Raw genomic sequence first — 26,735 nt, forward strand, 5'->3', positions numbered from 1 at the left:
CCTGGCTAGGCTCGGAGGCATGAGCACCGACACCCCCCGCGAGCCCACCGCCGTCGACGCCGTCGCCGAGCGCTGGGTCGACACGCTCGTCGACCTCGACCCCACCCTCGGCACCGCGATCGGACGCAGCGGCGCGAACGGCCGTCTGGGCGACTACTCGCCGGCCGGTCTCGAGCAGGCCCGGGCGGCGACCGCCTCGGCCCTCGCCGAGCTCGAGGCCGCCGACCCCGTGGACGACGTCGACTGCGTCACGGTCGCCGACCTCGGCGCCGAGCTCCGGCTCTCCCTGGAGGGGCACGACGCCGGTCTGCCGCTGCGGGACCTCAACGTGATCGCGTCCCCGGCGCAGGAGCTGCGCGACGTCTTCGACCTGATGCCGACGAACGAGGTCGCCGACTGGGAGGCGGTCGCCGAGCGGCTGCTGGCCGTGCCGGCCGCCCTCGAGGGCTACGCGGAGACCCTGCGCGAGGGGATCCGCACCGGCGTGGTCCCCGCCCGCCGCCAGGTCGAGCTCGTCGCCGAGCAGGCGCGGAAGATCGCCGCTCCCCGCGGGTTCTTCGCCGAGCTGGCCGCGGAGGCCGCTCCCGCCGCCGGATCCCTGCCCGCGTCGCTCGCTCAGCGACTGGAGGACGGCGCCCGCCGTGCCTCGGCCGCCTACGGGTCGCTCGCGCAGTTCCTCCGGGGCGAGCTCGCCCCCGCCGCGACCGAGCAGGACGCCGTCGGCCGGGAGCTGTACGCGCTGCACTCCCGCCGCTTCCTCGGCGCTGTCGTCGACCTCGACGAGACCTACGAGTGGGGGATCGAGGAGCTGGCCCGCATGACGTCCGAGCAGGAGGCGATCGCGCGCGAGATCCTGCCCGGCGCCTCCGTCGCCGAGGCGATCGCCCACCTCGAGGCGGACCCGGCCCGCACTCTGCACGGCGTCGACGCTCTGCAGGCCTGGATGCAGGAGACCAGCGACCGCTCCGTCCGCGAGCTCGCCGGCACCGCCTTCGACATCCCGGAGGAGGTGCGCCGCCTCGAGTGCAGGATCGCGCCGACCCAGGAGGGCGGCATCTACTACACCGGTCCGAGCGACGACTTCTCGCGCCCGGGGCGGATGTGGTGGTCGGTCCCGGCCGGAGTCACCGAGTTCGCCACCTGGCGGGAGCTGACCACGGTCTACCACGAGGGCGTCCCGGGCCATCACCTGCAGATCGGCCAGGCCGTCCACAACCGCGCCCGCCTCAACACCTGGCGCCGTCAGCTCGCCGGGACCTCCGGCCATGCCGAGGGCTGGGCGCTCTACGCGGAGCGGCTGATGGAGCGCTTCGGCTACCTCGACGACCCGGCCGACCGCCTGGGCATGCTCGACGGCCAGCGGATGCGCGCGGCGCGCGTCGTGCTGGACATCGGCGTGCACCTCCAGAAGCCGATGCCGGGCTCCGGCACCGTCTGGACCGCCGAGTCGGCCCTCGACTTCATGCGGGCCAACGTGAACATGGACGACGCGTTCGTGCGCTTCGAGGTGAACCGGTACCTCGGCTGGCCGGGGCAGGCTCCGTCCTACAAGATCGGGCAGCGGATCTGGGAGCAGCTGCGCGACGAGGCGGAGGCGCGCGAGGGCGCCGCGTTCTCGCTCGCGGCCTTCCACCGGAGGGCGCTCGACCTCGGCGGCGTCGGTCTCGACACCCTCCGCTCCTCCCTCGCCGGCTGACTCCGGAACCCACGCCTGGACGGGCGCGGCGAGATTGCCGTGCGCCTCCCGGGGCGTCTAAGCTGGGGTGTCACATCTGTGGCGCCGCCGTGCCCGCGGCGCGCGAGGAAGGCCGGTCCTCCGGCCGGCCGAGCGCGGCTCCCGGGCCGGAGGCACATCCCTCACCACCGCAGTGGTCACCACTCCGCCGAGCCGCGAGGCCCGCAGGCGGCCGCCGCCCGAGACCCATCCATCCTGGAGCATCCCTTAATGACAACCGCAACGACCGACAAGGCAACCAAGCAGGTCGCGATCAACGACATCGGGTCTGCTGAAGACTTTCTTGCCGCGGTCGAAAAGACTCTGAAGTTCTTCAACGACGGAGACCTCATCGAAGGCACCGTCGTGAAGATCGACCGCGACGAGGTCCTCCTCGACGTCGGCTACAAGACCGAGGGCGTCATCCCCTCGCGCGAGCTCTCCATCAAGCACGACGTCGACCCCTCCGAGGTCGTCAACGTGGGCGACAGCGTCGAGGCCCTCGTCCTCCAGAAGGAGGACAAGGAGGGTCGCCTGATCCTGTCCAAGAAGCGTGCGCAGTACGAGCGCGCGTGGGGCGACGTCGAGAAGATCAAGGAGTCGGACGGCGTCGTCACCGGCTCGGTCATCGAGGTCGTCAAGGGTGGTCTCATCGTCGACATCGGCCTCCGCGGCTTCCTCCCGGCCTCGCTCATCGAGCTGCGCCGCGTCCGCGATCTCACGCCGTACCTCGGCCAGGAGATCGAGGCGAAGATCCTCGAGCTCGACAAGAACCGCAACAACGTGGTCCTGTCGCGTCGCGCGCTCCTCGAGCAGACCCAGTCCGAGAGCCGCACCACGTTCCTGAACAACCTGCACAAGGGTCAGGTCCGCAAGGGCGTCGTGTCGTCGATCGTCAACTTCGGTGCGTTCGTCGACCTCGGCGGCGTCGACGGTCTCGTCCACGTCTCCGAGCTCTCCTGGAAGCACATCGAGCACGCCTCCGAGGTCGTCGAGGTGGGCCAGGAGGTCACCGTCGAGATCCTCGAGGTCGACCTCGACCGCGAGCGCGTGTCGCTCTCGCTCAAGGCGACCCAGGAGGACCCGTGGCAGGTCTTCGCCCGCACCCACGCGATCGGACAGGTCGCGCCGGGCAAGGTCACGAAGCTGGTCCCGTTCGGTGCCTTCGTCCGCGTCGCGGACGGCATCGAGGGCCTCGTCCACATCTCCGAGCTGTCGGGCAAGCACGTCGAGCTCGCCGAGCAGGTCGTGTCGGTCGGCGAAGAGGTGTTCGTCAAGGTCATCGACATCGACCTCGACCGTCGCCGCATCTCCCTCTCGCTCAAGCAGGCGAACGAGAACGTCGACCCCGAGGGCACCGAGTTCGACCCGGCGCTCTACGGCATGGCCACGGAGTACGACGACCAGGGGAACTACAAGTACCCCGAGGGCTTCGACCCCGAGACCAACGAGTGGCGCGAGGGCTTCGAATCGCAGCGCGAGGCCTGGGAGCAGGAGTACGCCGCTGCTCAGGCGCGCTGGGAGGCCCACAAGGCCCAGGTGGCCAAGTCGCAGGAGGAGGCGGCCACCGTCTCCGAGGGCGTCTCGGTCGGCGCCGGCTTCACCAGCGAGTCGACCACCGGCGGCACCCTCGCCGACGACGAGTCGCTCGCCGCGCTCCGCGAGAAGCTGTCCTCGAACAACTGATCGCGAGCACATCGCATCGAACGGCCGGTCCCCTCGGGGGCCGGCCGTTCGGCGTTCCGGGCGACGGCGCTGGGTAGGGTGGCCGGGTGCATCTCGTCGCCCTCACCGGAGGCATCGCCTCGGGCAAGTCCACTGTCGCCCGCCGTCTCGCCGAGCACGGAGCGGTGGTGGTCGACGCCGACGTCCTCGCGCGCGAGGTCGTCGAGCCGGGGGAGCCGGCGCTGGCGGCGATCGCCGAGCGCTTCGGCCCGTCCGTGATCCGCGCGGACGGCGCGCTGGACCGCCCGGCGCTCGGCGCGATCGTCTTCTCGGACGCGGCGGCCCGCGCCGACCTCAATGCGATCACCCATCCGGCGGTGACGCTCCGCTCGCAGCGGCTGTTCGCGGAGGCCGCCGAGGCGGACCCGGACGCGGTGGTCGTCTACGACGTCCCCCTCCTGGCCGAGGGCCGTGGAGCGGGGGAGTTCGACGAGGTGGTCGTCGTGCACGCGCCGCAGCCCCTCCGCATCGAGCGTCTCGTCGCCCTCCGGGGACTGACCGAGGAGGAGGCTCGTGCGCGGGTCTCGTCGCAGGCGAGCGACGAGGAGCGCCTCGCCCTCGCCGACGTCGTGATCGACTCCTCCGGCACGCTGGAGGAGACGCTCGCTCGGACCGACGCGCTGTGGGAGCGGCTCGCCCGCTGACGGTCCCTCCCGGACACCCGCCCTCGTGCCCGAGCGGCCCGGTCGGGGAGCGCACCCCCGTTCGCCGCCAGCGCACGCGCCGTCCGGTGTCGGTGGTCGCGGCTACGCTTCGAACCATGGAGCCAACCCGTGCCGTGCACCCGTTCGAGGTCATCAGCGAGTACAAGCCGAGCGGTGACCAGCCCGGCGCGATCGCCGATCTGAGCGCCCGCATCAACGCCGGCGAGACCGATGTCGTCCTGCTGGGCGCCACCGGGACCGGCAAGTCCGCGACCACGGCCTGGCTCGTCGAGGCCGTGCAGCGCCCCACGCTCGTGCTCGCGCACAACAAGACCCTCGCCGCGCAGCTCGCCAACGAGTTCCGCGAGCTGTTCCCCAACAACGCCGTCGAGTACTTCGTCTCGTACTACGACTACTACCAGCCCGAGGCCTACGTCCCGCAGACCGACACCTTCATCGAGAAGGACAGCTCGGTCAACGCCGAGGTCGAGCGGCTGCGCCACTCCACCACGAACTCGCTCCTGAGCCGCCGCGACGTGATCGTGGTGTCGACCGTCTCGTGCATCTACGGCCTCGGCCAGCCCGAGCAGTACCTCGAGGCGATGGTGGCGCTCCAGGTCGGCCAGCGGGTCGACCGGGACCGCCTCATCCGCAAGTTCGTGTCGATGCAGTACGCGCGCAACGACGTCGACTTCGCCCGCGGCACCTTCCGGGTGCGGGGCGACACGATCGAGATCATCCCGATGTACGAGGAGCTCGCGATCCGGATCGAGATGTTCGGCGACGAGATCGAGGCGCTCTACACGCTCCACCCGCTCACCGGCGACATCGTCCGGAAGCTCGACTCCGTGTCGGTCTTCCCCGGCTCGCACTACGTCGCCAGCCAGGACGTCATGCACCGTGCGATCGACACCATCCAGCAGGAGCTCGAGGTGCGCCTGGCCGACCTCGAGAAGCAGAACAAGCTCCTCGAGGCGCAGCGCCTGCGGATGCGCACGACCTTCGATCTCGAGATGATGCAGCAGATCGGATTCTGCTCCGGCATCGAGAACTACTCCCGCCACATCGACGGCCGCGAGTCGGGCGAGGCCCCGCACTGCCTGCTCGACTACTTCCCGGACGACTTCCTCGTCGTGATCGACGAGTCGCACGTGACGGTGCCGCAGATCGGTGCGATGTACGAGGGCGACGCCTCCCGCAAGCGCACGCTGGTCGAGCACGGCTTCCGCCTGCCCTCGGCGATGGACAACCGGCCCCTGAAGTGGGAGGAGTTCAAGTCGCGCGTCGGCCAGACCGTCTACCTCTCGGCGACCCCGGGCCGCTACGAGATGGGCATCGCCGACGGCATCGTCGAGCAGATCATCCGCCCGACCGGCCTGATCGATCCCGAGATCGTCGTCAAGCCGACGAAGGGCCAGATCGACGACCTGCTCGAGGAGATCAAGCGCCGCACCGAGCGCGACGAGCGCGTGCTCGTCACGACGCTGACGAAGCGCATGGCCGAGGAGCTCACCGACTTCCTCACGGAGGCCGGCGTCCGGGTCCGCTACCTGCACTCCGACGTCGACACCCTGCGGCGCGTCGAGCTACTCTCGGAGCTGCGAGCGGGCGTGTACGACGTCCTGGTCGGCATCAACCTGCTGCGCGAGGGGCTCGACCTGCCGGAGGTCTCGCTCGTGGCGATCCTCGACGCCGACAAGGAGGGCTTCCTCCGCTCGTCCACGTCGCTCATCCAGACGATCGGCCGTGCGGCGCGCAACGTCTCGGGCGAGGTCCACATGTACGCCGACAAGGTGACGGACTCGATGCGGCTCGCGATCGACGAGACCGACCGCCGACGCGAGAAGCAGGTCGCCTACAACCTCGACCACGGCATCGACCCGACGCCGCTGCGGAAGAAGATCGCCGACATCACCGACGCCCTCGCCCGCGAGGGGGCCGACACCGCCAAGCTGCTCGCCGGGCGCGACGCCAAGAAGAAGAGCCCGACGCCGAACCTGCGCCGTCAGGGTCTCGCCGCGAACGGCGGCAACGATCTCGAGGCGATCATCTCCGACCTCAACGGGCAGATGCTCCAGGCGGCGGGCGAGCTCAAGTTCGAGCTCGCGGCCCGGCTGCGGGACGAGGTCCAGGAGCTCAAGCGCGAGCTCCGCCAGATGGAGAAGGCCGGGCACCTGTCCTGATCGGGGGCGCTGATCCGCAAGGGGAGGGGCCCGCGGATCAGCGCCCAGCGAACGCCACGGGCGATGTCGGTGGCTCCGCATACACTTTCGGAGTGTCGATCCTGAACGCCGTTACGGACCCCTCCTCCACCCCCTCTCCCTCCTTCCACCGCTTCGTCTCCTCGCTCGACGAGTCGTCCTCGAAGCTGGTGGTGAGCGGCGCGCGGGTGCACAACCTGCAGAACGTCGACCTCGAGATCCCGCGCGACTCGATGGTGGTGTTCACCGGTCTCTCGGGCTCGGGCAAGTCCTCCCTGGCCTTCGACACGATCTTCGCGGAGGGCCAGCGGCGCTACGTCGAGTCCCTCTCCGCGTACGCCCGCCAGTTCCTCGGGCAGGTGGACCGGCCGGACGTCGACTTCATCGAGGGCCTCAGCCCCGCGGTCTCGATCGACCAGAAGTCGACGAACCGCAACCCGCGCTCCACCGTCGGCACGATCACCGAGATCTTCGACTACATGCGTCTGCTGTGGGCGCGCATCGGCGTCCCGCACTGCCCCATCTGCAGCGAGCGGATCTCCGCGCAGACCGTGCAGCAGATCGCCGACCAGCTGATGGAGCTCGAGACCGGTACCCGCTACCAGATCCTCAGCCCCGTCGTCTCGCAGAAGAAGGGCGAGTTCGTCGACCTCTTCAAGGAGCTGACCGCGGGCGGCTACTCCCGCGCCATGGTGGACGGGAAGCTTGTCCAGCTGAGCGAGCCGCCGGTGCTCAAGAAGCAGTACAAGCACGACATCTCCGTCGTGGTCGACCGGCTCGTGGCCGGCCCCGACATCCTCGGGCGCCTCACCGACTCGCTCGAGACGGCCCTGCGGCTCACCGACGGCATCGTGCAGATCAACTACGTCGACGGCGAGGGCGACGGCGCCTGGACCACCTACTCCGAGAAGCTGTCCTGCCCCAACAACCACCCGATCTCGCTGACCGAGATCGAGCCGCGGACCTTCTCCTTCAACGCGCCCTTCGGCGCCTGCCCGGAGTGCTCGGGCCTCGGCACGCGCATGTCGGTCGACGACGAGCTGCTGCTCGGCGACCCCGACCTGAGCATCGCCGAGGGCGTCATCATCCCCTGGACCACCCAGGGCAAGGGCTTGTTCCAGTACTACGAGAAGCTGCTCGACGGCCTCTCCCGCGACCTCGGCTTCACGCTCACCACCCCGTGGAAGCGCCTCAGCACCGAGGTGCAGCAGGCCGTCCTCCACGGCGACAACTTCGAGGTCAAGGTCAAGTGGAAGAATCGCTACGGCCGCGAGATGAGCTACACCTCGGGCTTCGAGGGCGTCGTGCCCTACATCGAGCGCCAGTTCGTCCAGGCCGAGACCGACGTCCAGCGCACCCGCTGGTCCGAGTTCCTCCGCGAGGTGCCCTGCCCCGTGTGCAAGGGCTCCCGCCTCAAGCCCGAGGTGCTCGCCGTGCTCGTGCACGGGGCGAGCATCGCGGACGTGGCCGACCTCAGCCTCGGCGACGCCCAGGACTTCATGAGCCGGCTCGAGCTGACCGACCGCGAGGCGCACATCGCCGCGCAGGTGCTACGCGAGATCCGCGCGCGCATCGACTTCCTCATCGAAGTCGGGCTCAACTACCTCAACCTCTCGCGCGCCGCCGCCTCCCTGTCGGGCGGCGAGGCGCAGCGCATCCGCCTGGCGACCCAGATCGGCTCCGGGCTGACCGGCGTGCTCTACGTGCTCGACGAGCCGAGCATCGGCCTGCACCAGCGCGACAACCGCCGCCTGATCGACACCCTCATCAAGCTGCGCGATCTGGGCAACACGCTGATCGTGGTCGAGCACGACGAGGACACCATCCGCACCGCCGACTGGATCGTCGACATCGGCCCGGGCGCCGGGGTCAACGGCGGCAAGGTCGTGCACTCCGGCTCCTACGAGTCGCTGCTCGAGAACACCCACTCGCTGACCGGCGACTACGTCTCGGGCCGCAAGGCGATCGAGGTCCCGAAGAAGCGGCGGAAGATCGACCGCAAGCGGATGATCAAGGTCGTCGGGGCGAACGCCAACAACCTCCGCAAGGTCGACGCGGAGTTCCCGCTCGGCACGTTCGTCGCGGTCACCGGGGTCTCCGGCTCCGGCAAGAGCACCCTCGTGAACGACATCCTCTACCGCGTGCTCGCCAACCAGCTCAACGGCGCCCGCAAGGTGCCGGGCAAGCACACGCGCGTCACCGGCCTCGAGAACCTCGACAAGGTCGTGCACGTCGACCAGAACCCGATCGGCCGCACGCCGCGCTCGAACCCCGCCACCTACACGGGCGTGTTCGACCGCATCCGCAACCTCTTCGCCGAGACCACCGAGGCGAAGGCGCGGGGGTACCTGCCCGGACGCTTCAGCTTCAACGTCAAGGGCGGCCGCTGCGAGGCCTGCTCGGGCGACGGCACCATCAAGATCGAGATGAACTTCCTGCCCGACGTCTACGTGGCGTGCGAGGTCTGCGGGGGAGCGCGCTACAACCGCGACACACTGACCGTGCACTACAAGGGCAAGAACATCGCCGAGGTGCTCGACATGCCGATCGCCGAGGCGGCCGACTTCTTCGAGCCCATCACGGCGATCCACCGCTTCCTCCGCACGCTGGTGGAGGTGGGCCTCGGCTACGTCCGCCTCGGCCAGAGCGCGACCACGCTCTCCGGCGGCGAGGCGCAGCGCGTCAAGCTGGCCACCGAGCTCCAGCGCCGCTCCAACGGCCGCAGCGTCTACGTGCTCGACGAGCCGACGACGGGCCTGCACTTCGAGGATGTCCGCAAGCTCCTCCTCGTCCTCAACGGCCTGGTCGACAAGGGCAACACGGTGATCACCATCGAGCACAACCTCGACGTCATCAAGTCCGCCGACTGGCTGATCGACATGGGTCCCGAGGGCGGCGCCGGCGGCGGACAGGTGGTCGCGGTGGGCACCCCCGAGCACGTGGCGAAGGTCGAGGGCAGCCACACCGGCATGTTCCTCGCCGAGATCCTCGGCTGACGCGAGCGAGAGGCATGGCGCAGACAGTCGACTTCCGGCCGAAGCCGGGTGAGATCCCGACCCTCCCGGGCGTGTACCGCTTCACGGATGCCCGGGGGCGGGTGCTCTACGTGGGCAAGGCCAAGAACCTCCGCGCGCGGCTGAGCAACTACTTCGCCCCGCTGCCGAGCCTGCACGAGCGCACCCGGCGGATGGTCACCTCGGCCTCCGGCGTCGAGTGGACCGTTGTCGGCACCGACGTCGAGGCCCTGCAGCTCGAGTTCACCTGGATCAACGAGTTCGATCCCCCCTTCAACGTCAAGTTCCGCGACGACAAGTCCTACCCCTACATGGCGGTGACGCTCGGCGACGAGGCCCCGCGGGTGATGGTCACGCGGAACGCCAAGATCAGGAAGGCCCGCTACTTCGGGCCCTACCCGAAGATCTGGGCGATCCACGAGACGATCGACCTGATGATCAAGGCGTTCCCGATCAGGACCTGCAACGACTCCAACTACAAGCGCGCCATGCAGAGCGGCAAGCCCTGCTTCGCGTCGCAGATCGGCCGCTGCGGCGGGCCCTGCTCCCACCGTGTCACCTTCGCCGAGCACCGCGAGATGGTCGACCGCTTCGTCGCCTTCATGGGCAGCCACGACCGCCGGATGATCGGCGAGCTCGAGAAGGAGATGCGCGAGGCCGCCGCGGCGATGGAGTACGAGCGCGCCGGCAAGCTGCGCGATCAGGCCGCCGCCCTCGACGCGGTCCTCGCCAAGAGCGCGGTCGTGCTCAAGGACAACGTGGACGTCGACCTCTACGCGATCGTCCACGACGAGCTCGCCGCCTCCGTGCAGCAGTTCCGGGTCCGCGGCGGGCGCATCCGCGGCGAGCGGGGCTGGGTCGTCGACAAGGAGCTCGACATGAGCACGGCGGAGCTCGTCGACACGGCCCTCCAGGCCGCCTACGAGACCGGCGACGTCCCGCCCCGGGAGGTCGTCGTGCCGGAGCTGCCCGAGGACACCGAGGCGCTCGAGGAGTGGCTGAGCGGACTGCGCGGCACGAACGTGCGCCTCCGAGCGGCCCAGCGCGGAGACAAGGCCGCCCTCCTCGAGACGGCGACGCAGAACGCGAAGCACTCGCTGATGCTCTACAAGACCCGCCGCTCCGCCGACTTCACCGCTCGGACGCAGGCCCTGGAGGACATTCGCGACGCCCTCGGCATGAGCGAGGCGCCGCTCCGGATGGAGTGCTACGACGTCTCCCACCTCAGCGGCACCAACATCGTCGCCTCGATGGTGGTCTTCGAGGACGGGCTCGCGCGGAAGGACCAGTACCGGCGGTTCTCCATCGCGGAGTCGACGGACGACACCGAGTCGCTGCACCAGGTGCTCACCCGCCGCCTCGCGTACCTCCGCGAGCCGGTCGAGCCCGCGGCGGTCGACCCCGAGACCGGCGAGGCCAAGCGGCGCAAGTTCTCGTACCCCCCGCAGCTGCTGATCGTCGACGGCGGCCAGCCGCAGGTCGCAGCCGCGCAGCGCGCGCTCGACGAGTCCGGGGTGACCGGCATCACCCTCTGCGGGATCGCCAAGCGCCTCGAGGAGATCTGGATGCCGGACTCCGACTTCCCCGTCATCCTGCCGCGCAACAGCGATGCGCTCTTCCTCTTCCAGCGCATCCGCGACGAGGCGCACCGCTTCGCGATCACCCACCAGAGGACGCGTCGCAAGCGCGACATCTCGTCGCAGCTGGCCGAGGTGCCCGGGCTCGGAGGCACGCGAGTTCGCGACCTGCTGAAGCACTTCGGATCCGTCGCCCGGCTCCGCGAGGCGGGCGAGGCCGAGATCGCCGAGGTCAAGGGCATCGGCCCGACGCTGGCGGGCGCGATCCACGCGCACCTGCATCCGGACGGGTCCGCCGTCGGGGGCACGCCCTAGGCTGGAGGCCCGCGCTCCGGGGGAGAGCGGCCGGTGCCCGGCACCGAGGACACGAGCAGACACGAGCACGGAGAGCGCATGAGCACGGAGAGCGAGCAGCAGGACGTGCTGATCGTCACGGGGATGTCCGGAGCGGGCCGGTCCACGGCCGCGAACGCGCTGGAGGACCTCGGCTGGTACGTCGTCGACAACCTGCCGCCGCAGATGCTGCGCCCGCTGGTCGACCTGGCGCAGCGTGCAGGGGACACGCTGCCGAAGATCGCGGCGGTCGTCGACGTCCGCGGACGCGACTTCTTCGAGGACCTCGGCGACATCGTCCGCGAGCTGCGCGCCGGGGTCGACCTCCGAGTGGTGTTCCTCGAGGCCACCGACGCCGCGCTCGTCCGCCGCTTCGAGCAGGTGCGCCGTCCGCACCCGCTGCAGGGCCGGGGGACCCTCCTCGACGGCATCTCCGCCGAGCGGACGCGCCTCGCTCAGCTGCGGGAGTCGGCCGACATCGTCATCGACACCTCGGACCTCAACATCCACCAGCTGGCCACCAGCATCACCGAGCGCTTCGCCGAGGCCGGCCGCGCGGGCCTCCAGGTCACGGTGATGAGCTTCGGCTTCAAGTACGGGCTGCCGACGGACGCCGACATGGTGGCCGACGCGCGGTTCCTGCCGAACCCGTACTGGATCCCGGAGCTGCGTCCGCACACGGGTCTCGACGAAGAGGTGAGAGACTACGTGCTGGCCCAGCAGGGCGCCGAGGAGTTCATCGACTCCTACTCCCGGGCCCTGCGCCCCGTGCTCGACGGCTACCAGCGCGAGAACAAGCGCCACGCGACCATCGCGATCGGCTGCACGGGAGGCAAGCACCGCTCCGTCGCGGTCGCGGGCCGTGTCGCGGCCCGTCTGGCCGAGCTGCCGGGCGTCGCCGTCAACGTGGCGCACCGCGACCTCGGCCGAGAATGATCCCCGCGCGCTCAGCCGCGCACCCGACGTAAGGAAGACTCCGTGGCCCTCACCGCAGACGTCAAGGGCGAACTGGTCGCGATCGTCTCGCGCAAGAACACCGTCCGTGCCGCCGAACTGGCGACCATCCTCCGCTTCTCCGGAGGACTGCACATCATCTCCAACCGCCTCGCGGTCGAGGTCGAGCTCGACTCCGCCCCGCTCGCGACCCGCGTGCGCCGCGACCTCGCCGAGCTGTACGGCGTCCGCAGCGAGGGCAGCATCGTCTCGGCCGGCGGATCCCGGAGGACCACGAGCTGGCTGGTGCGCGTCGTCGAGGGCGGGGACACCCTCGCGCGGCAGACCGGCCTCCTCGACCAGCGGGGCCGGCCCGTCCGCGGCCTGCCCAACCGCCTGACGACCGGCTCCCGCGAGGAGCTCGCCGCCCTGTGGCGCGGCGCCTTCCTCGCCCAGGGCTCGCTGACCGACCCGGGCCGCTCCGCGGCGCTCGAGATCGTCTGCCCCGGCAACGAGGCGGCCATGGCGATCGTCGGAGCCGCCGGACGCCTGGGCGTCCAGGCCAAGTCCCGCGAGGTGCGCGGCGTCCACCGGGTCGTCATCCGCGACGGCGAGAGCATCAGCGCGATGCTCACCCTGATGGGCGCGACCGCGACCGTCGCGAGCTGGGAGGAGCTGCGCCAGCGCCGCGAGGTGCGGGCGACCGCGAACCGACTCGTCAACTTCGACGACGCGAACCTCCGCCGCTCCGCCCAGGCCGCCGTCGCGGCGTGCGCCCGCGTCGAGCGCGCGATGGAGATCCTGGGCGACGACATCCCCGAGCACCTCCGCTACGCCGGGCGCCTGCGCCTCGCGCACCGCGATGCGAGCCTCGACGAGCTCGGCCACCACGCCGATCCGCCGATGACGAAGGACGCCGTCGCCGGCCGCATCCGCCGCCTCCTCGCGATGGCCGACAAGCGCGCGTCCGACCTCGACATCCCGGGCACCGACGCGAACCTCCCGGCCGAGCTGCAGGACCTGTAGGCCCGGCCGCACGGCGCGCCCCGCCCGGCGAACGCTGAGTGTCTCGTGGTCGAACAACGCAAGCCCTCCGAACGCGGTGGGGCCCCCTCGCTAGACTGATCGGGTCGCTCAGGACACTCCCGGCCCTCCTCCTCCGCCTCGCGGAGGACGCCGAGACGCCGGCGGGTCGCACGGGAGCGACGACCACGAACAGGAGATCGCACATGGCTGACTACACGCTCGCCGAACTGCCCTACGACTACTCGGCCCTCGAGCCGAACATCAGTGGGCGGATCATGGAGCTCCACCACGACAAGCACCACGCGACGTACGTGGCCGGGGCGAACACCGCCCTCGCCTCGCTGCAGGAGGCTCGCGACAGCGAGAACCTCGCGAACGTGAACAAGCTCCAGAAGGACCTCGCCTTCAACCTCGCCGGTCACGTGAACCACACCGTGTTCTGGAACAACCTCTCGCCGGACGGCGGCGACAAGCCCGTCGGCGAGCTCGCCGCGGCCATCGACGACAACTTCGGGTCGTTCGACAAGTTCCGCGCCCACTTCACCGCCTCGGCCCTCGGCATCCAGGGCTCCGGCTGGTCGATCCTCGCCTGGGACTCGCTCGGCGAGAAGCTCATCATCGAGCAGCTCTACGACCACCAGGGCAACCTCGCCGCGGCGACCGTCCCGGTCCTCCTCCTCGACATGTGGGAGCACGCCTTCTACCTCGACTACGTCAACGTGAAGGCCGACTACGTCAAGGCGTTCTGGAACATCGTGAACTGGGCCGACGTCTCCGCGCGCTTCGAGAAGGCCCGCGAGAAGACTTCGGGCCTGCTGCTACTGTCGTAGCGATCTCGGCGTCCCGGGCCCCGCGTCCGGGACGCCCTGTCGTCGGCTTCCACCCCTCCACTGCACCGTCGAGGTGCCTTTCCTCACCAGGAGATATCTGTGTCCGTCAAGATCGGCATCAACGGCTTCGGCCGTATCGGCCGTAACTTCTTCCGTGCAGCCCTCGCCAAGGGCAGCGACCTCGAGATCGTCGCGGTCAACGACCTCACCGACAACAAGGCCCTCGCGCACCTCCTGAAGTACGACTCCATCACGGGACGCCTCGACGCGACCGTCGAGCTCGACGGCGACCGCATCGTCGTCAACGGCAAGCCGATCATCGTCCTCGAGGAGCGCGACCCCGCGAACCTCCCCTGGGGCGAGCTGGGAGTCGACGTCGTCATCGAGTCGACCGGCCGCTTCACCAAGTCGGAGGACGCGCGCAAGCACATCACCGCGGGTGCCAAGAAGGTCATCGTCTCCGCTCCCGCCACGGGCAGCGACGTCGCGACCCTGGTCCTCGGCGTGAACGAGAACACCTACGACCCCGCGACGCACGACATCATCTCGAACGCGTCCTGCACCACGAACTGCCTCGCGCCGCTCGCCAAGGTGCTGCTCGACAACTTCGGCATCGAGCGCGGCCTGATGACCACGGTCCACGCGTACACCGCCGACCAGAACCTCCAGGACGGCCCGCACAGCGACCTGCGTCGCGCCCGCGCTGCCGCCGTCAACATCATCCCGACCTCGACCGGTGCCGCCAAGGCGCTCGGCCTGGTCATCCCGGAGCTCGTCGGCAAGCTCGACGGCTACGCCCTCCGCGTCCCGGTCCCGACCGGCTCGATCACCGACCTCACCGTCGAGCTGACGAAGCCCGCCACCGTCGAGGAGATCAACGCGGCGTACAAGGCGGCCTCCGAGGGAGACCTCAAGGGCATCCTCAAGTACACCGAGGACCCGATCGTCTCGAGCGACATCGTGACCGACCCGCACTCGTCGATCTTCGACGCGGGCCTCACGAAGGTCATCGGCAGCCAGGTCAAGGTCGCCTCCTGGTACGACAACGAGTGGGGCTACTCCAACCGCCTCGTCGACGTCACCGAGTTCGTCGCCGGCAAGCTCTAAGGGCTGCGCGCAGTGACGCTCCGCACTCTGGACTCACTGGGCTCCCTCGCAGGCAAGCGCGTCGTCGTCCGCTGCGATCTGAACGTCCCCCTGAAGGACGGAACGATCACGGACGACGGCCGCGTGCGCGCGTCGGTGCCCACGCTCCAGCGTCTGGTCTCCGAGGGCGCCCGAGTCGTGGTCGTGAGCCACCTCGGGCGCCCCGAGGGGAAGCCCGAGGCGAAGTACAGCCTCGCTCCCGTCGCCGCCCGCCTCGGCGAGCTGCTCGACGCTCCGGTGGCCTTCGCCGAGGACACCGTCGGGGAGGCGGCCTCGGCCGCCGTCGACGCCCTCGAGGACGGCCAGGTCGTCGTCCTCGAGAACCTCCGGTTCAACGCCGGCGAGACGAGCAAGGACGAAGCCGAGCGCCGCACCTTCGCCGAGAAGCTGGCCGCCTACGGCGACGCCTTCGTCTCCGACGGGTTCGGCGTCGTGCACCGCAAGCAGGCGAGCGTCTACGAGCTCGCCGAGCTTCTCCCCAGCGCCGCCGGCACGCTGATCGCGGCCGAGCTCGAGGTGCTGGAGCGGCTCACCGAGAAGCCCGAGCGCCCCTACGCGGTCGTCCTCGGCGGCTCGAAGGTCTCGGACAAGCTCGGCGTGATCGAGCACCTGCTGCCGAAGGTCGACTCGATCCTCATCGGCGGCGGAATGCTGTTCACCTTCCTCAAGGCCCAGGGCCACGAGGTCGGCGCCAGCCTGCTGGAGGCGGACCAGGTCGACACCGTGCTCGGCTACCTCGCGAAGGCGAAGGAGCTGGGCGTGGAGATCGTCCTGCCGACGGACGTCGTCGTGGCGTCGGAGTTCGGCCCCGACGCCGAACACCAGGTCGCCTCGGCCGACGCGATCGAGGGCACGCCCTTCGGTGAGAAGGGCCTCGGCCTGGACATCGGACCGGACACCGCCGCGCACTTCGCCGAGATCATCGCGGCGTCCGAGACGGTGTTCTGGAACGGCCCCATGGGCGTCTTCGAGCTCGAGCCGTTCGCGGCGGGCACCAAGACCGTCGCGCAGGCGCTCACCGAGGTCGACGGCCTCAGCGTCGTCGGCGGAGGCGACTCCGCCGCGGCCGTCCGCGCCCTCGGGTTCCGCGACGACCAGTTCGGCCACATCTCGACGGGAGGCGGAGCGAGCCTCGAATTCCTCGAGGGCAAGCGCCTCCCCGGACTGGAGGTCCTCGGATGGTAGACACCGCCGCCCGCACCCCGCTCATCGCCGGCAACTGGAAGATGAACCTGGACCACCTCCAGGCCATCGCCTTCGTGCAGAAGCTGGCGTGGAGCCTCAAGGACGCCGACCACGACTTCGACGGTGTCGAGGTCGCGGTGTTCCCGCCCTTCACGGACCTCCGGCCCGTGCAGATCCTCGTCGACTCGGACAAGCTGCCGCTCAAGTACGGCGCGCAGGACGTCTCGAAGTTCGACAGCGGCGCCTACACCGGTGAGATCTCGGGCCAGTTCCTGAAGCAGCTCGACTGCGACTACGTGATCGTCGGCCACTCGGAGCGTCGCACGCTCCACGGCGAGACGGACGCGGACATCGCCGCCAAGTCGGCCGCGGCCGTCAATCACGGCGTCGCTCCGATCATCTGCGTCGGCGAGACCGCGGAGGACCTCGAGAAGCACGGCCCGTCGGCCGTGCCGGTCGCCCAGCTGAAGGAGGCCCTCACCGGCCTCCCCGCGGACGCCGACCTCGTCGTCGCCTACGAGCCGGTCTGGGCCATCGGCTCCGGACAGGCCGCGACGCCCGAGCAGGCCCAGCAGGTCTGCAAGGCGCTCCGCGGAGTCGTCGCCGACGTCCTCGGCGCCGACACCGCCGCGAAGACCCGCATCCTCTACGGCGGCTCCGTGAAGTCCGGAAACATCGCCGGCTTCATGCGCGAGCCCGACGTCGACGGAGCACTCGTCGGAGGCGCCAGCCTCCAGGTCGACGAGTTCGCGGCGATCGCACGATTCCGGAACCACGTCGGGGTCTGAGTTGCTGCGACGAGAGGGCGGGCCCATCGGGCCCGCCCTCTCGTCGTCCACGCCGCTCCCTGCGCGGCGTGGCGCGGTCGGCTTCGCGACGGGGCGCGGTTCCGAGAGCGGGATGCGTCCGGCTACGTCGATCCGCTGGAACGCGGATCACCGGTTCGCCTCGGAAGATCCCACACCGGCTTCGCGCGTTGGCCGGTGCGGTGCTGTCGGCTCGTCGCGGGGTGCTCTCCGAGAGAGTGGCGCGTTCGGCTCGATCGGTCCGCTGGTACGTGGATCACAGGCTCGCGGTCCGGCGACTGAAGAGGTTGTCGAGGGCACCGCGACGAGGCCACCCGCTCCGCCCCTCGACGGACACTCGTATACATCGCCCCGAACACGGGACGACGCATTCCTCGCGGATTCGCAGGCGCCGTTATACTCGTCGGGGCGCGCAACGCGCCAGAACTTCGAAAGGTACCGCGTGGACATCCTCCAGGTCGTGCTCCAGGTCATCCTGGGCATCACGAGCCTCCTGCTCACCATGCTGATCCTGCTCCACAAGGGGCGCGGCGGCGGTCTGTCCGACATGTTCGGGGGCGGAGTCACCTCCAACCTCGGCGCGTCGGGCGTCGCCGAGCGCAACCTCAACCGCATCACCGTGATCCTGGGCGTCGTCTGGCTGGCCTGCATCGTGGTGCTCGGACTCATCACCAAGTTCACCACCGGAGCATAGGGGTACTCGCAATGGCATCAGGCGGCAGTGCAATCCGCGGTTCGCGCGTCGGCGCAGGACCCATGGGCGAGCAGGACCGGGGCTTCCACGCGGAGCGCGTCGCGGTCTCCTACTGGGACGCTCTCGGCAATGAGACGGTGCGCCACTTCTCGGCGGCCCTCCCCGAGGACGAGATACCCGAGGTGATCGACTCCCCGCAGTCCGGTCTCCCCGCGGGCCGCGACCGGGCGAACCCGCCCCAGGTCGCGAAGACCGAGCCCTACAAGACGCACCTCGCCTACGTAAAGGAGCGCCGCACCGAGGCCGAGGCGGCTCAGCTCCTCGAGGAGGCGCTGCAGCAGCTGCGCGCCCGACGAGGCACCGCGACCCCGTCCTGATCCTCACCGCACGACGAACGACGGAAGGCCCGCCCCCTCTGGGGACGGGCCTTCCGTCGTTTCCGGACCGGCCTCAGTAGCTCGGAGCGATGAGCGACTCGGGGACCTCGGCCGCAGCCTCCTGGTCGACGAAGAACACCGTGCGCTTGCGACCGAACGCGCCCGACGCGGGCACCTCGTTCGTGCTGGCACCCGCGAGCGCGAGGCCCAGGGCCGAGGCCTTGTCGGCGCCGGCGAGCACCATCCAGATGCGGTCCGACTGGTTGATCAGCGGCAGCGTGAGGGTGAGGCGCTCCGGCGGCGGCTTCGGCGAGTTGCGTACGGCGAGGACGCCGGGAGTCGTGGAGCGGATCGCGGAGCGCTCGGGGAACAGCGACGCGATGTGCCCGTCCGGCCCGACACCGAGGAAGGTGATGTCGAAGCGCGGGTAGTCGCGCCCCTCGGAGGCGTGCTCGCGCAGCTCCGCGTCGTAGGCAGCGGCGGCGCCGTCGAGGTCCAGACCCTCGTCCGAGGCCGGGTAAGAGTGCACGTTCGCCGCCGGCACGTCGAGGACGCTGAAGAGGTCCCCCGCCTGGACGTCGTTGCGGTCCTCGTGGCCGCGGGGCACCCAGCGCTCATCGCCCCACCAGAAGTGCACGCGCGACCAGTCCACGTTGCCGGCGGCGGAGGAGGAGCCGATCTCCTTGAGCGTGGCGGCTCCCATCGTCCCTCCGGTGAGCACGACGTTCGCCGAACCCAGGTCGTCGAGGACGTCGATCGTCTTGGTGAGGAACCGGGCGGCGACCGAGCCGGCGAGGGTCTGCTTGTCGCGGTGGACCAGCACGCGGCGTTCGGTGGTCATCTCAGGGGACTCCTTCGGGTTCGGGTGCCGATCGGCGGGGTTCGGCTCCGTGTCGGAAAGCTCTGAGGCGTGGGCGCCCTGGACGGGCGCCCACGCCTCAGGAGGCGCTGCGGGCCTCGGCCTTCTCAGTGAGCATGTCGACCCCGCGCGAGATCACTTCACCGTACAGGTCATCCGGGTCGAGCCGGCGCAGCTCCTCCGCCAGGCAGTCCCGGAGGCTGCGGCGGGGGAGCGAGATGTCGTGGACCGGCTGATCGGGCTGCGTGAGCGTCGCGACGTTGGGCACCGAGCGCTCGAGCTCGATCACTCCGGAGTCGCGGATGAGCCGCACGCCGTGGATCCCGCTGGACCCGGTGGCGCTGATCGTGAGCTCGTGGTCGACGGGGATGTCGAGCTCGAGCTGCAGCCAGGCGGCGAGCAGGATCGTCGAGGGGGAGTCGGGCGCGCCCGAGACCTCGACGGCCGTGATCGGCTCGTAGGGCGGCTGGTCGAGCACGGCTGCGAGCTGCGCGCGCCAGAGGGTGAGGCGGGTCCAGGCGAAGTCGGTGTCGCCGGGGGCATAGGTGGAGGCGAGGTGGTGCAGCGCCTCCGCCGGGTTCGACTGGGCCGACGCGTCGGTGATCCGCCGGGTGGCGATCCGGCCGATCGGGGACGCGGAGGCGTTGTCCGGAGCGCTGTTCGGCCACCAGGCCACGACGGGGGCGTCGGGGAGGAGCAGGCCCGTGACCAGGCTCTCCTCGTCCTCGGCCGCGTCCCCGTAGGGACGGAGCACGACGACCTCGCTCGCGCCGGCGTCGCCTCCGACCCGGATCTGCGCGTCGACCCGCGCCGTCGCGTCGACCGGGACCGTGGTGGTGCCGTCGTCTTTCGAGACCACGATGACGCGCATCGGGTGCTCGCGGGACGCGTCGTTCGCGGCTTCGATGGCCTCCTCCTCGTGACCCCGGGAGGTCGCGATGATGAGGGTGAGGACGCGGCCGAGGGCGACGGCGCCGCCCTCCTCGCGGATCTTGACGAGGGTCTTCGAGACCTCGCTCGTCGTGGTGTCGGGCAGATCGACGATCATGGACGCCTCCAGGTGCGGCCGTCGCGGGCGAGGAGCTCGTCGGCGGAATCGGGGCCCCAGGTTCCGGGGCGGTACTGCTCGGGCTGGCCCTGCGTGGCCCAGAACTCCTCGATCGGGTCGAGGATCTTCCAGGACAGCTCGACCTCCTCGTGCCGGGGGAAGAGCGGCGGCTCGCCCAGGAGGACGTCGAGGATGAGACGCTCGTAGGCCTCGGGACTCGCCTCGGTGAACGCGTGGCCGTAGCCGAAGTCCATCGTCACGTCGCGCACCTGCATGCCGGCGCCGGGCACCTTCGAGCCGAAGCGCATGGTGACGCCCTCGTCGGGCTGGACCCGGATGACGAGCGCGTTCTGGCCCAGCGACGTGGTCTGGCTCTCGGCGAAGAGCTGCTTCGGTGCCCGCTTGAACACGACCGCGATCTCGGTGACGCGGCGGCCGAGGCGCTTGCCGGCCCGCAGGTAGAACGGCACGCCGGCCCAGCGTCGGGTGCCGATGTCCAGGCGCATGGCGGCGTAGGTCTCGGTGGTCGAGGTGGGGCTCATGCCGTCCTCCTCGAGGAAGCCGAGCACCTTCTCGCCGCCCTGCCAGCCGCCGGCGTACTGCCCGCGGGCGGTCGCGGTGGAGAGGTCGGCGGGGAGGCGGACGGCCGCGAGGACCTTCTCCTTCTCCGCACGGAGGTCGGCCGCGTCGAACGAGATCGGCTCCTCCATGGCGGTCAGGGCGAGCAGCTGCAGCAGGTGGTTCTGGATGACGTCGCGCGCCGCTCCGATGCCGTCGTAGTAGCCCGCGCGCCCGCCCACGCCGATGTCCTCGGCCATGGTGATCTGCACGTGGTCGACGTAGTTCGAGTTCCAGAGCGGCTCGTACATCATGTTGGCGAAGCGGAGGGCCAGGATGTTCTGGACCGTCTCCTTGCCGAGGTAGTGGTCGATCCGGAAGACGGAGTCGGGCGGGAAGACCGACTCGACGACGTCGTTCAGCTCGCGAGCCGTCTTCAGGTCGCTGCCGAACGGCTTCTCGATGACGACGCGGCGCCACTGGCCGTCCTTCTGCTCGGCGAGGCCGGAGCTGCGCAGCTGCTCGGTGACCTGCGGGAAGGACTTCGGGGGGATCGAGAGGTAGAAGGCGAAGTTGCCGTTCGTGCCGCGCTCGCGGTCGAGGTCGTCGACGGTCGTCTTCAGGCGGGCGAACGCCTCGGGGTCGTCGAACTCGCCCTGCACGAACCGGATGCCCTGCGCGAGCTGCGCCCAGACCTCCTCGTGGAACTCGGTGCGGGCGTGCTTCTTCACGGAGTCGTGGACGACCTGCTCGAAGTCCTGGTCGTCCCAGTCGCGCCGGGCGAATCCGACGAGGGCGAAGCCGGGAGGCAGGAGGCCGCGGTTGGCGAGATCGTAGACCGCGGGCATGAGCTTCTTGCGGGAGAGGTCGCCGGTCACGCCGAAGATGACGAGGCCGCTCGGCCCGGCGATCCGGTTCAACCGGCGGTCGAAGCTCAACCTCAGCGGATTGAACTCGGGGGTGATGTCCACAGACATGTGCAGTGTCCTTCTGTGTGCCGGTGGGACCGGCGCACTGCTATCGGTGAGGGAGGGGGAGGAGCGGGCGGGCCCGGCTGCTGCCCCGGGAAGTGGTCGCGGGACGACCGCGGGCACGCCGCCGCGCGCTCGAGAGCGCAGCGGCGGCGTGCCCGTCGGATCAGGTGTTGAGGGCCTCGAAGAGCGCCTCGAGGTCGGCCTCGGGGTCGGTCAGCGTGAGGGTCAGCACCGGCCGGCCGTGCTCGGCGAGCACGCTCGCGTCGCCGGCGGCCTGCGCCAGGATGAGCTGGCCGAAGGTGAACGGGCTGTCCGGGATCTCGAGGTCCACGTCGGAGCGCTCGGTGATCTGGAGGAACACGCCGGTCGGCGCCCCTCCCTTGTGGTACTGCCCGGTCGAGTGCAGGAAGCGCGGGCCCCACCCGAAGGTGACGGGGCGCTGGGCCTGCGCGGCGAGGAGGTCGCGCACGCCCTCGAGCTGCGGGAGCGCGAGGCGGTCGACGTACGCCTGGATCGAGACGTAGCCGCCGTCGCCCAGCTGCGCGAGGAGGCGGTCGACAGCGGCGGCGACGGTCGAGACGCCCTCGGTGACGCTGCTGCTGCCGGTGACCTCGATGCCCGCGTCGGTGAACGCGGGCGCCTCGGGCTCGGGGCGCTTCTCGAGCAGGGCCCGGGTCGCGACCTTCGCCGACTCGACGTCGGGCTGGTCGAACGGGTTGATGCCCAGGAGGCGACCCGCGACGGCGACGGCGTACTCCCACGTCAGCATCTGAGCGCCGAGCGAGCCGGAGAGGAGGATCTCGCCCTCGTGGCGGTCGCGCGGGAACAGGTGCAGCGCCGTGGCGTCCTCGACCAGGCGGACGACCTGCACGTCGGGCAGGTCCTCCGAGAGCTCGGGGGCCAGCGTGCCGAGGACGACGGGGAGGATGCCCGTGCCGTCCTTGCCGGTGGACTCGGCGATGAGCTGCTCCGCCCAGTCGGCGAAGCCGACGATGTCGGTCCCGTCGGCGACGATCGCGAGCTTGTCGCGGCGCGGGCTGGTCGCGGCGATCGCCGCTCCGAGGATCAGGCCCGGGTTCTCGGGGGAGTCCACGGCGAGCCCGAGGGAGGCCTCGGCCGCCTCGTCGAGGAGGGCCTCGATGTCGGCGCCGGCGAGCCCGGACGGCACGAGGCCGAACGCGGAGAGCGCCGAGAAGCGCCCGCCGATGTTCGGGTCGGCGTTGAACACGCGGTAGCCGGCCTCGCGGGAGGAGGTGTCCAGGGGCGAGCCCGGGTCGGTCACGATGACGATGCGGTCGAGCGGATCGATGCCCGCCTCCGTGAACGCCTTCTCGTAGGCCTTCTTCTGGCTCGCGGTCTCGACGGTCGAGCCGGACTTCGAGGAGATGACGACCGCGGTCGACGCGAGCCGGTCGTTCAGGGCCGCGAGCACCTGGCCGGGCGCCGTCGAGTCGAGCACGGTGAGCTCGACGCCGGCGGTGCGGGTGATGACCTCGGGCGCGAGCGAGGAGCCGCCCATGCCGCCGAGGACGATGTGGTCGACGCCCTTGGCCTGGAACTCCTCGCGCAGGGCGAGGATCTGGGGGATCAGGGGGCGGGAGACGGTGGTCGACTCGGTCCATCCGAGGCGCTTGGCCGCCTCCTCCTCCGCCGCGGCGCCCCACAGGGTGGGGACCTGGGCGGTGATGCCGGACGCGACCTCGTCGGCGACGAGCTCCGGGACGACGCGGTCGACGGCCTTCTCGGCGTCTCCGCTGACGTGGATCTGGATGGCCATGATCAGGCCTGCGCCTTCGCGCCCTCGAGCGCCGCGGTGACAGTGTCGAGCAGCTCGTTCCAGGAGACGATGAACTTCTCCACGCCCTCCTTCTCGAGCAGCTCGGTGACGTCGGCGTACGAGACGCCCTGCGCCGCGACGGCGTCGAGGACGGCGTTCGCGTCGGCGTACGAGCCGGTGACGGTGTCACCGGTGATGACGCCGTGGTCGAAGGTCGCCTCGAGGGTCTTCTCGGGCATCGTGTTGACCACGCCGGCCGCGACGAGCTCGGTCACGTAGAGGGTGTCGGGGAGGTCGGTCGACTTGACGCCGGTCGAGGCCCAGAGGGGGCGCTGGCGGTTGGCGCCGGACTCCTGGAGCAGCAGCGCGCGCTCGGTGGCGAACGCCTCGACGAAGACCTCGTAGGCCAGCTGCGCGTTGGCGACGCCGGACTTGCTCTTGAGGGCGCGGGCCTCGTCGGTGCCGACGGCCTCGAGGCGCTTGTCGATCTCGGTGTCGACGCGCGAGACGAAGAACGAGGCGACGGAGTGGATGGTCGACAGGTCGATGCCGGCGTCCTTGGCCTTCTCGAGGCCGGCCAGGTACGCGTTGATGACGGCGCGGTAGCGGGCGAGCGAGAAGATCAGGGTGACGTTCACCGAGATGCCGGAGCCGATGACCTCCGTGATGGCCTCGAGGCCCTCGACGGTCGCGGGGATCTTGATCATCGCGTTGGGGCGGTCGACCTTGGCCCAGAGGGCCTTGGCCTGCTCGATGGTGCCCTGGGCGTCGTGCGCCAGGCCGGGCTCGACCTCGATCGACACGCGGCCGTCGTAGCCGTTGGTCGCGTCGTAGATCGGGCGGAAGATGTCGGACGCCGCGGCGACGTCGTCGGTGGTGATCTCGAAGACGGCGTCGGTCACCGAGGTGCCGGCGGAGGCGAGCTCGCGCACCTGGGCGTCGTAGGACTCGCCGTTGGTCAGGGCCGCGGCGAAGATCGTGGGGTTCGTGGTGACTCCGACGACGTTCTTCTCCTCGATGAGCTTCTGCAGCCCTCCGGTGGAGATGCGCGAGCGGGAGAGGTCGTCGAGCCAGATGCTGACGCCGGCGGCGGAGAGCTCTGCGGTGGGGGTGTTCTCGGTCATGTCTCTTCTTCTTCTGCGTAGGTGGTGCGTGGTGTGAGGGGGAGCCGCTGCTCCGACGGCGAAGGCCGCGTCCGTGGTGGACGCGGCCTTCGGGTCAGGAGGCTGCGAGCGACTCCTTGGCGGCGGACAGTGCCGCCTCGGTGGTGATCCCGAACTCGCGGAACAGGGTCTTGTAGTCGGCCGAGGCGCCGAAGTGCTCGATCGAGACGGAGCGGCCGGCGTCGCCGACGTACTTCTGCCAGCCCAGGCTCAGGCCGGCCTCGATCGAGACGCGCGCCTTCACCGAGGAGGGCAGGACCTTCTCGCGGTACTCGGCGTCCTGCTCCTCGAACCACTCGAGGGACGGAGCCGAGACGACGCGGGCGTTGACGCCCTCGCTCCTCAGGGCCTCGCGCGCCTCGACGGCGATCTGGACCTCGGAGCCGGTCGCGATGAAGATCACGTCCGGGGTGCCGCCCGGCGCCTCGGCCAGGATGTAGGCACCGCGGGCGACGTTCGCGGCGGAGGCGAAGGTCTCGCCCTCCGCGTCGCCCTCGCCGCGCTCGAACACCGGGATGTTCTGACGGGTGAGCGCGAGGCCGGCGGGGCCCTCGCGGCGCTCGAGGATGGTCTTCCAGGCGTAGGCGACCTCGTTCGCGTCGCCGGGGCGGACGACGTCCAGGCCCGGGATCGCGCGGAGGGTCGACAGCTGCTCGACCGGCTGGTGCGTCGGGCCGTCCTCGCCGAGCGCCACGGAGTCGTGGGTCCAGACGTAGATGGCCGGCGCCTTCATGAGCGCGGCGAGACGGACCGCCGGGCGCATGTAGTCGGAGAAGATCAGGAAGGTGCCGCCGAAGGGGCGGGTGTTGCCGTGCAGGACGATCCCGTTGAGGATCGCGCCCATGGCGTGCTCGCGGATGCCGAAGTGCAGCACGCGGCCGCCCTTCTTCCCGGTCCACTCGTGGGTCGAGAACTCCGTCGGGACGAAGGAGCCGGCTCCCTCGATCGTCGTGTTGTTCGACTCGGCGAGGTCGGCGGAGCCGCCCCACAGCTCGGGGATCACGCCGGCGAGGGCGTTGATGACCTTGCCGGACGCGGCGCGGGTCGAGACCTCCTTGCCGGGCTCGAAGACGGGGAGCGCCTCCTGGACGCCCTCGGGCAGCTCGCCCGAGAGGACCCGGTCGAGCAGCTCCTTCTTCTCGGGGTTCGCGGACGCCCAGGCGGCGAGCTGCTCGTCCCACTCGGCGTGCTGGGCCTGGCCGCGCTCGACGGCCTTGCGGGTGTGCTCGATGACCTCGTCGGCGACGTCGAAGGTCTTCTCGGGGTCGAAGCCGAGCACCTCCTTGAGTCCGCGGAGCTCGTCGGCGCCCAGGGCGGAGCCGTGGATCTTGCCGGTGTTCTGCTTCTTCGGCGACGGCCAGCCGATGATGGTGCGCAGGATGATGAGCGACGGCTTGTCGGTCTCGCCCTTCGCGGCCTCGATCGCGGCGTGCAGCTCGGCGACGTCCTCGTGGTACTCGCCGGTCTTCTTCCAGTCGACGACCTGGACCTGCCAGTCGTAGGCCTCGTAGCGCGCCTTGACGTCCTCGGTGAAGGCGATGTTGGTGTCGTCCTCGATCGAGATCTGGTTGGAGTCGTAGATGACGACCAGGTTGCCGAGCTTCTGGTGGCCGGCCAGCGAGGAGGCCTCGCTGGTGACGCCCTCCTGCAGGTCGCCGTCGCCGGCGATCACATAGACGAAGTGGTCGAACGGGGAGGTGCCCGCGGCGGCCTCCGGGTCGAACAGCTCGCGCTCGAAGCGCGAGGCGTAGGCGAAGCCCACGGCGGAGGCGAGGCCCTGGCCGAGCGGCCCGGTGGTGATCTCGACGCCGTCGGTGTGGCCGTACTCCGGGTGGCCCGGGGTCTTCGAGCCCCAGGTGCGCAGCGCCTTGAGGTCGTCGAGCTCGAGTCCGTAGCCGCCCAGGTAGAACTGGACGTACTGGGTCAGCGAGGAGTGGCCGACCGACAGGATGAACCGGTCGCGGCCGATCCAGGTCGCGTCGGACGGATCGCGGCGCATGACCTTCTGGAACAGGAGGTAGGCGGCGGGCGCGAGGCTCATGGCGGTTCCGGGATGGCCGTTGCCGACCTTCTCGACCGCATCCGCGGCGAGAACCCTCGCCGTGTCGACTGCCTTCTCGTCAATGGATTCCCATTGCAGTTCTGACACTT

20 protein-coding genes are annotated in these 26,735 nt (G+C 70.3%); 14 read left to right on the forward strand and 6 right to left on the reverse strand.

Translation table 11 applies throughout. The annotated features are described in order from the left end of the window. Nucleotides 1-19 precede the first annotated feature (19 nt). The 14 genes from C5C35_RS11675 (at nt 20) to C5C35_RS11740 (ending at nt 18,205) form a co-directional block, all read left to right on the forward strand. Nucleotides 20-1,696 carry a DUF885 domain-containing protein gene (locus C5C35_RS11675; RefSeq protein ID WP_104263175.1) on the forward strand — a complete coding sequence of 559 codons (1,677 nt, stop codon included), beginning with the start codon at nt 20-22 and terminating at the stop codon, nt 1,694-1,696. Between the two features lie 249 nt (nt 1,697-1,945). After that, complete coding sequence (gene rpsA, locus C5C35_RS11680) at nt 1,946-3,400, forward strand: 30S ribosomal protein S1 (protein WP_104221897.1); 1,455 nt, start codon at nt 1,946-1,948, stop codon at nt 3,398-3,400. Between the two features lie 86 nt (nt 3,401-3,486). Beyond that, nucleotides 3,487-4,083: a dephospho-CoA kinase gene (coaE, locus tag C5C35_RS11685; RefSeq protein WP_104263176.1), complete on the forward strand. Its 597-nt coding sequence runs from the start codon at nt 3,487-3,489 to the stop codon at nt 4,081-4,083. 116 nt (nt 4,084-4,199) lie between these two features. Next, nucleotides 4,200-6,266 (forward strand): excinuclease ABC subunit UvrB, encoded by a 2,067-nt coding sequence (uvrB, locus tag C5C35_RS11690; protein ID WP_104221901.1) that lies wholly within the window; start codon nt 4,200-4,202, stop codon nt 6,264-6,266. A gap of 188 nt (nt 6,267-6,454) precedes the next feature. Continuing rightward, nucleotides 6,455-9,280, forward strand: coding sequence for an excinuclease ABC subunit UvrA (gene uvrA / locus C5C35_RS11695; RefSeq protein WP_244229661.1), 2,826 nt, complete (start codon nt 6,455-6,457; stop codon nt 9,278-9,280). Between the two features lie 14 nt (nt 9,281-9,294). Next, complete coding sequence (gene uvrC, locus C5C35_RS11700) at nt 9,295-11,190, forward strand: excinuclease ABC subunit UvrC (protein WP_104260735.1); 1,896 nt, start codon at nt 9,295-9,297, stop codon at nt 11,188-11,190. Nucleotides 11,191-11,268: 78 nt separating this feature from the next. Further along, a complete protein-coding gene (gene rapZ, locus C5C35_RS11705; RefSeq protein WP_097166020.1) occupies nt 11,269-12,144 on the forward strand; it encodes an RNase adapter RapZ in 876 nt (291 codons plus the stop codon). Nucleotides 12,145-12,186: 42 nt separating this feature from the next. Next, nucleotides 12,187-13,167, forward strand: coding sequence for a DNA-binding protein WhiA (whiA, locus tag C5C35_RS11710; RefSeq protein ID WP_104237489.1), 981 nt, complete (start codon nt 12,187-12,189; stop codon nt 13,165-13,167). A gap of 203 nt (nt 13,168-13,370) precedes the next feature. After that, nucleotides 13,371-13,997 (forward strand): superoxide dismutase, encoded by a 627-nt coding sequence (locus C5C35_RS11715; RefSeq protein ID WP_104221907.1) that lies wholly within the window; start codon nt 13,371-13,373, stop codon nt 13,995-13,997. Between the two features lie 99 nt (nt 13,998-14,096). Further along, on the forward strand, nt 14,097-15,104 hold the full coding sequence (gene gap, locus C5C35_RS11720; protein WP_104221909.1) for a type I glyceraldehyde-3-phosphate dehydrogenase: 1,008 nt from the start codon (nt 14,097-14,099) through the stop codon (nt 15,102-15,104). A gap of 12 nt (nt 15,105-15,116) precedes the next feature. Next, a complete protein-coding gene (locus C5C35_RS11725) occupies nt 15,117-16,328 on the forward strand; it encodes a phosphoglycerate kinase (RefSeq protein WP_104263177.1) in 1,212 nt (403 codons plus the stop codon). Continuing rightward, the gene (gene tpiA / locus C5C35_RS11730) at nt 16,322-17,116 is read left to right on the forward strand and encodes a triose-phosphate isomerase (RefSeq protein WP_104221913.1); all 795 of its coding nucleotides are present in this window, start codon (nt 16,322-16,324) and stop codon (nt 17,114-17,116) included. Before C5C35_RS11725 ends, tpiA begins: the two co-directional genes overlap by 7 nt. 460 nt (nt 17,117-17,576) lie before the next feature. Further along, a complete protein-coding gene (secG, locus tag C5C35_RS11735) occupies nt 17,577-17,828 on the forward strand; it encodes a preprotein translocase subunit SecG (protein WP_104221915.1) in 252 nt (83 codons plus the stop codon). A gap of 11 nt (nt 17,829-17,839) precedes the next feature. Further along, nucleotides 17,840-18,205, forward strand: coding sequence for an RNA polymerase-binding protein RbpA (locus C5C35_RS11740; RefSeq protein ID WP_055791968.1), 366 nt, complete (start codon nt 17,840-17,842; stop codon nt 18,203-18,205). A 73-nt stretch (nt 18,206-18,278) separates the two neighbouring features. On the opposite strand, the gene pgl is transcribed toward C5C35_RS11740, so the two are convergent. The 6 genes from pgl to tkt all read right to left on the reverse strand — a co-directional run bounded on the left by pgl (nt 18,279) and on the right by tkt (nt 26,733). After that, nucleotides 18,279-19,046, reverse strand: coding sequence for a 6-phosphogluconolactonase (pgl, locus tag C5C35_RS11745; RefSeq protein ID WP_104221917.1), 768 nt, complete (start codon nt 19,044-19,046; stop codon nt 18,279-18,281). 97 nt (nt 19,047-19,143) lie between these two features. After that, nucleotides 19,144-20,112: a glucose-6-phosphate dehydrogenase assembly protein OpcA gene (locus C5C35_RS11750; protein WP_104232638.1), complete on the reverse strand. Its 969-nt coding sequence runs from the start codon at nt 20,110-20,112 to the stop codon at nt 19,144-19,146. Beyond that, complete coding sequence (zwf, locus tag C5C35_RS11755; protein ID WP_104246802.1) at nt 20,109-21,647, reverse strand: glucose-6-phosphate dehydrogenase; 1,539 nt, start codon at nt 21,645-21,647, stop codon at nt 20,109-20,111. Before zwf ends, C5C35_RS11750 begins: the two co-directional genes overlap by 4 nt. 160 nt (nt 21,648-21,807) lie before the next feature. Then, nucleotides 21,808-23,421, reverse strand: coding sequence for a glucose-6-phosphate isomerase (locus C5C35_RS11760; protein WP_104221922.1), 1,614 nt, complete (start codon nt 23,419-23,421; stop codon nt 21,808-21,810). A gap of 2 nt (nt 23,422-23,423) precedes the next feature. Next, nucleotides 23,424-24,545 (reverse strand): transaldolase, encoded by a 1,122-nt coding sequence (gene tal / locus C5C35_RS11765; protein ID WP_104221924.1) that lies wholly within the window; start codon nt 24,543-24,545, stop codon nt 23,424-23,426. 94 nt (nt 24,546-24,639) lie between these two features. Continuing rightward, complete coding sequence (tkt, locus tag C5C35_RS11770; RefSeq protein WP_104225291.1) at nt 24,640-26,733, reverse strand: transketolase; 2,094 nt, start codon at nt 26,731-26,733, stop codon at nt 24,640-24,642. Between the last annotated feature and the right edge of the window lie 2 nt (nt 26,734-26,735).

This window comes from Rathayibacter sp. AY1F8 (genome assembly GCF_002932165.1).
In the GTDB taxonomy this organism is placed as follows: Bacteria; Actinomycetota; Actinomycetes; order Actinomycetales; family Microbacteriaceae; genus Rathayibacter.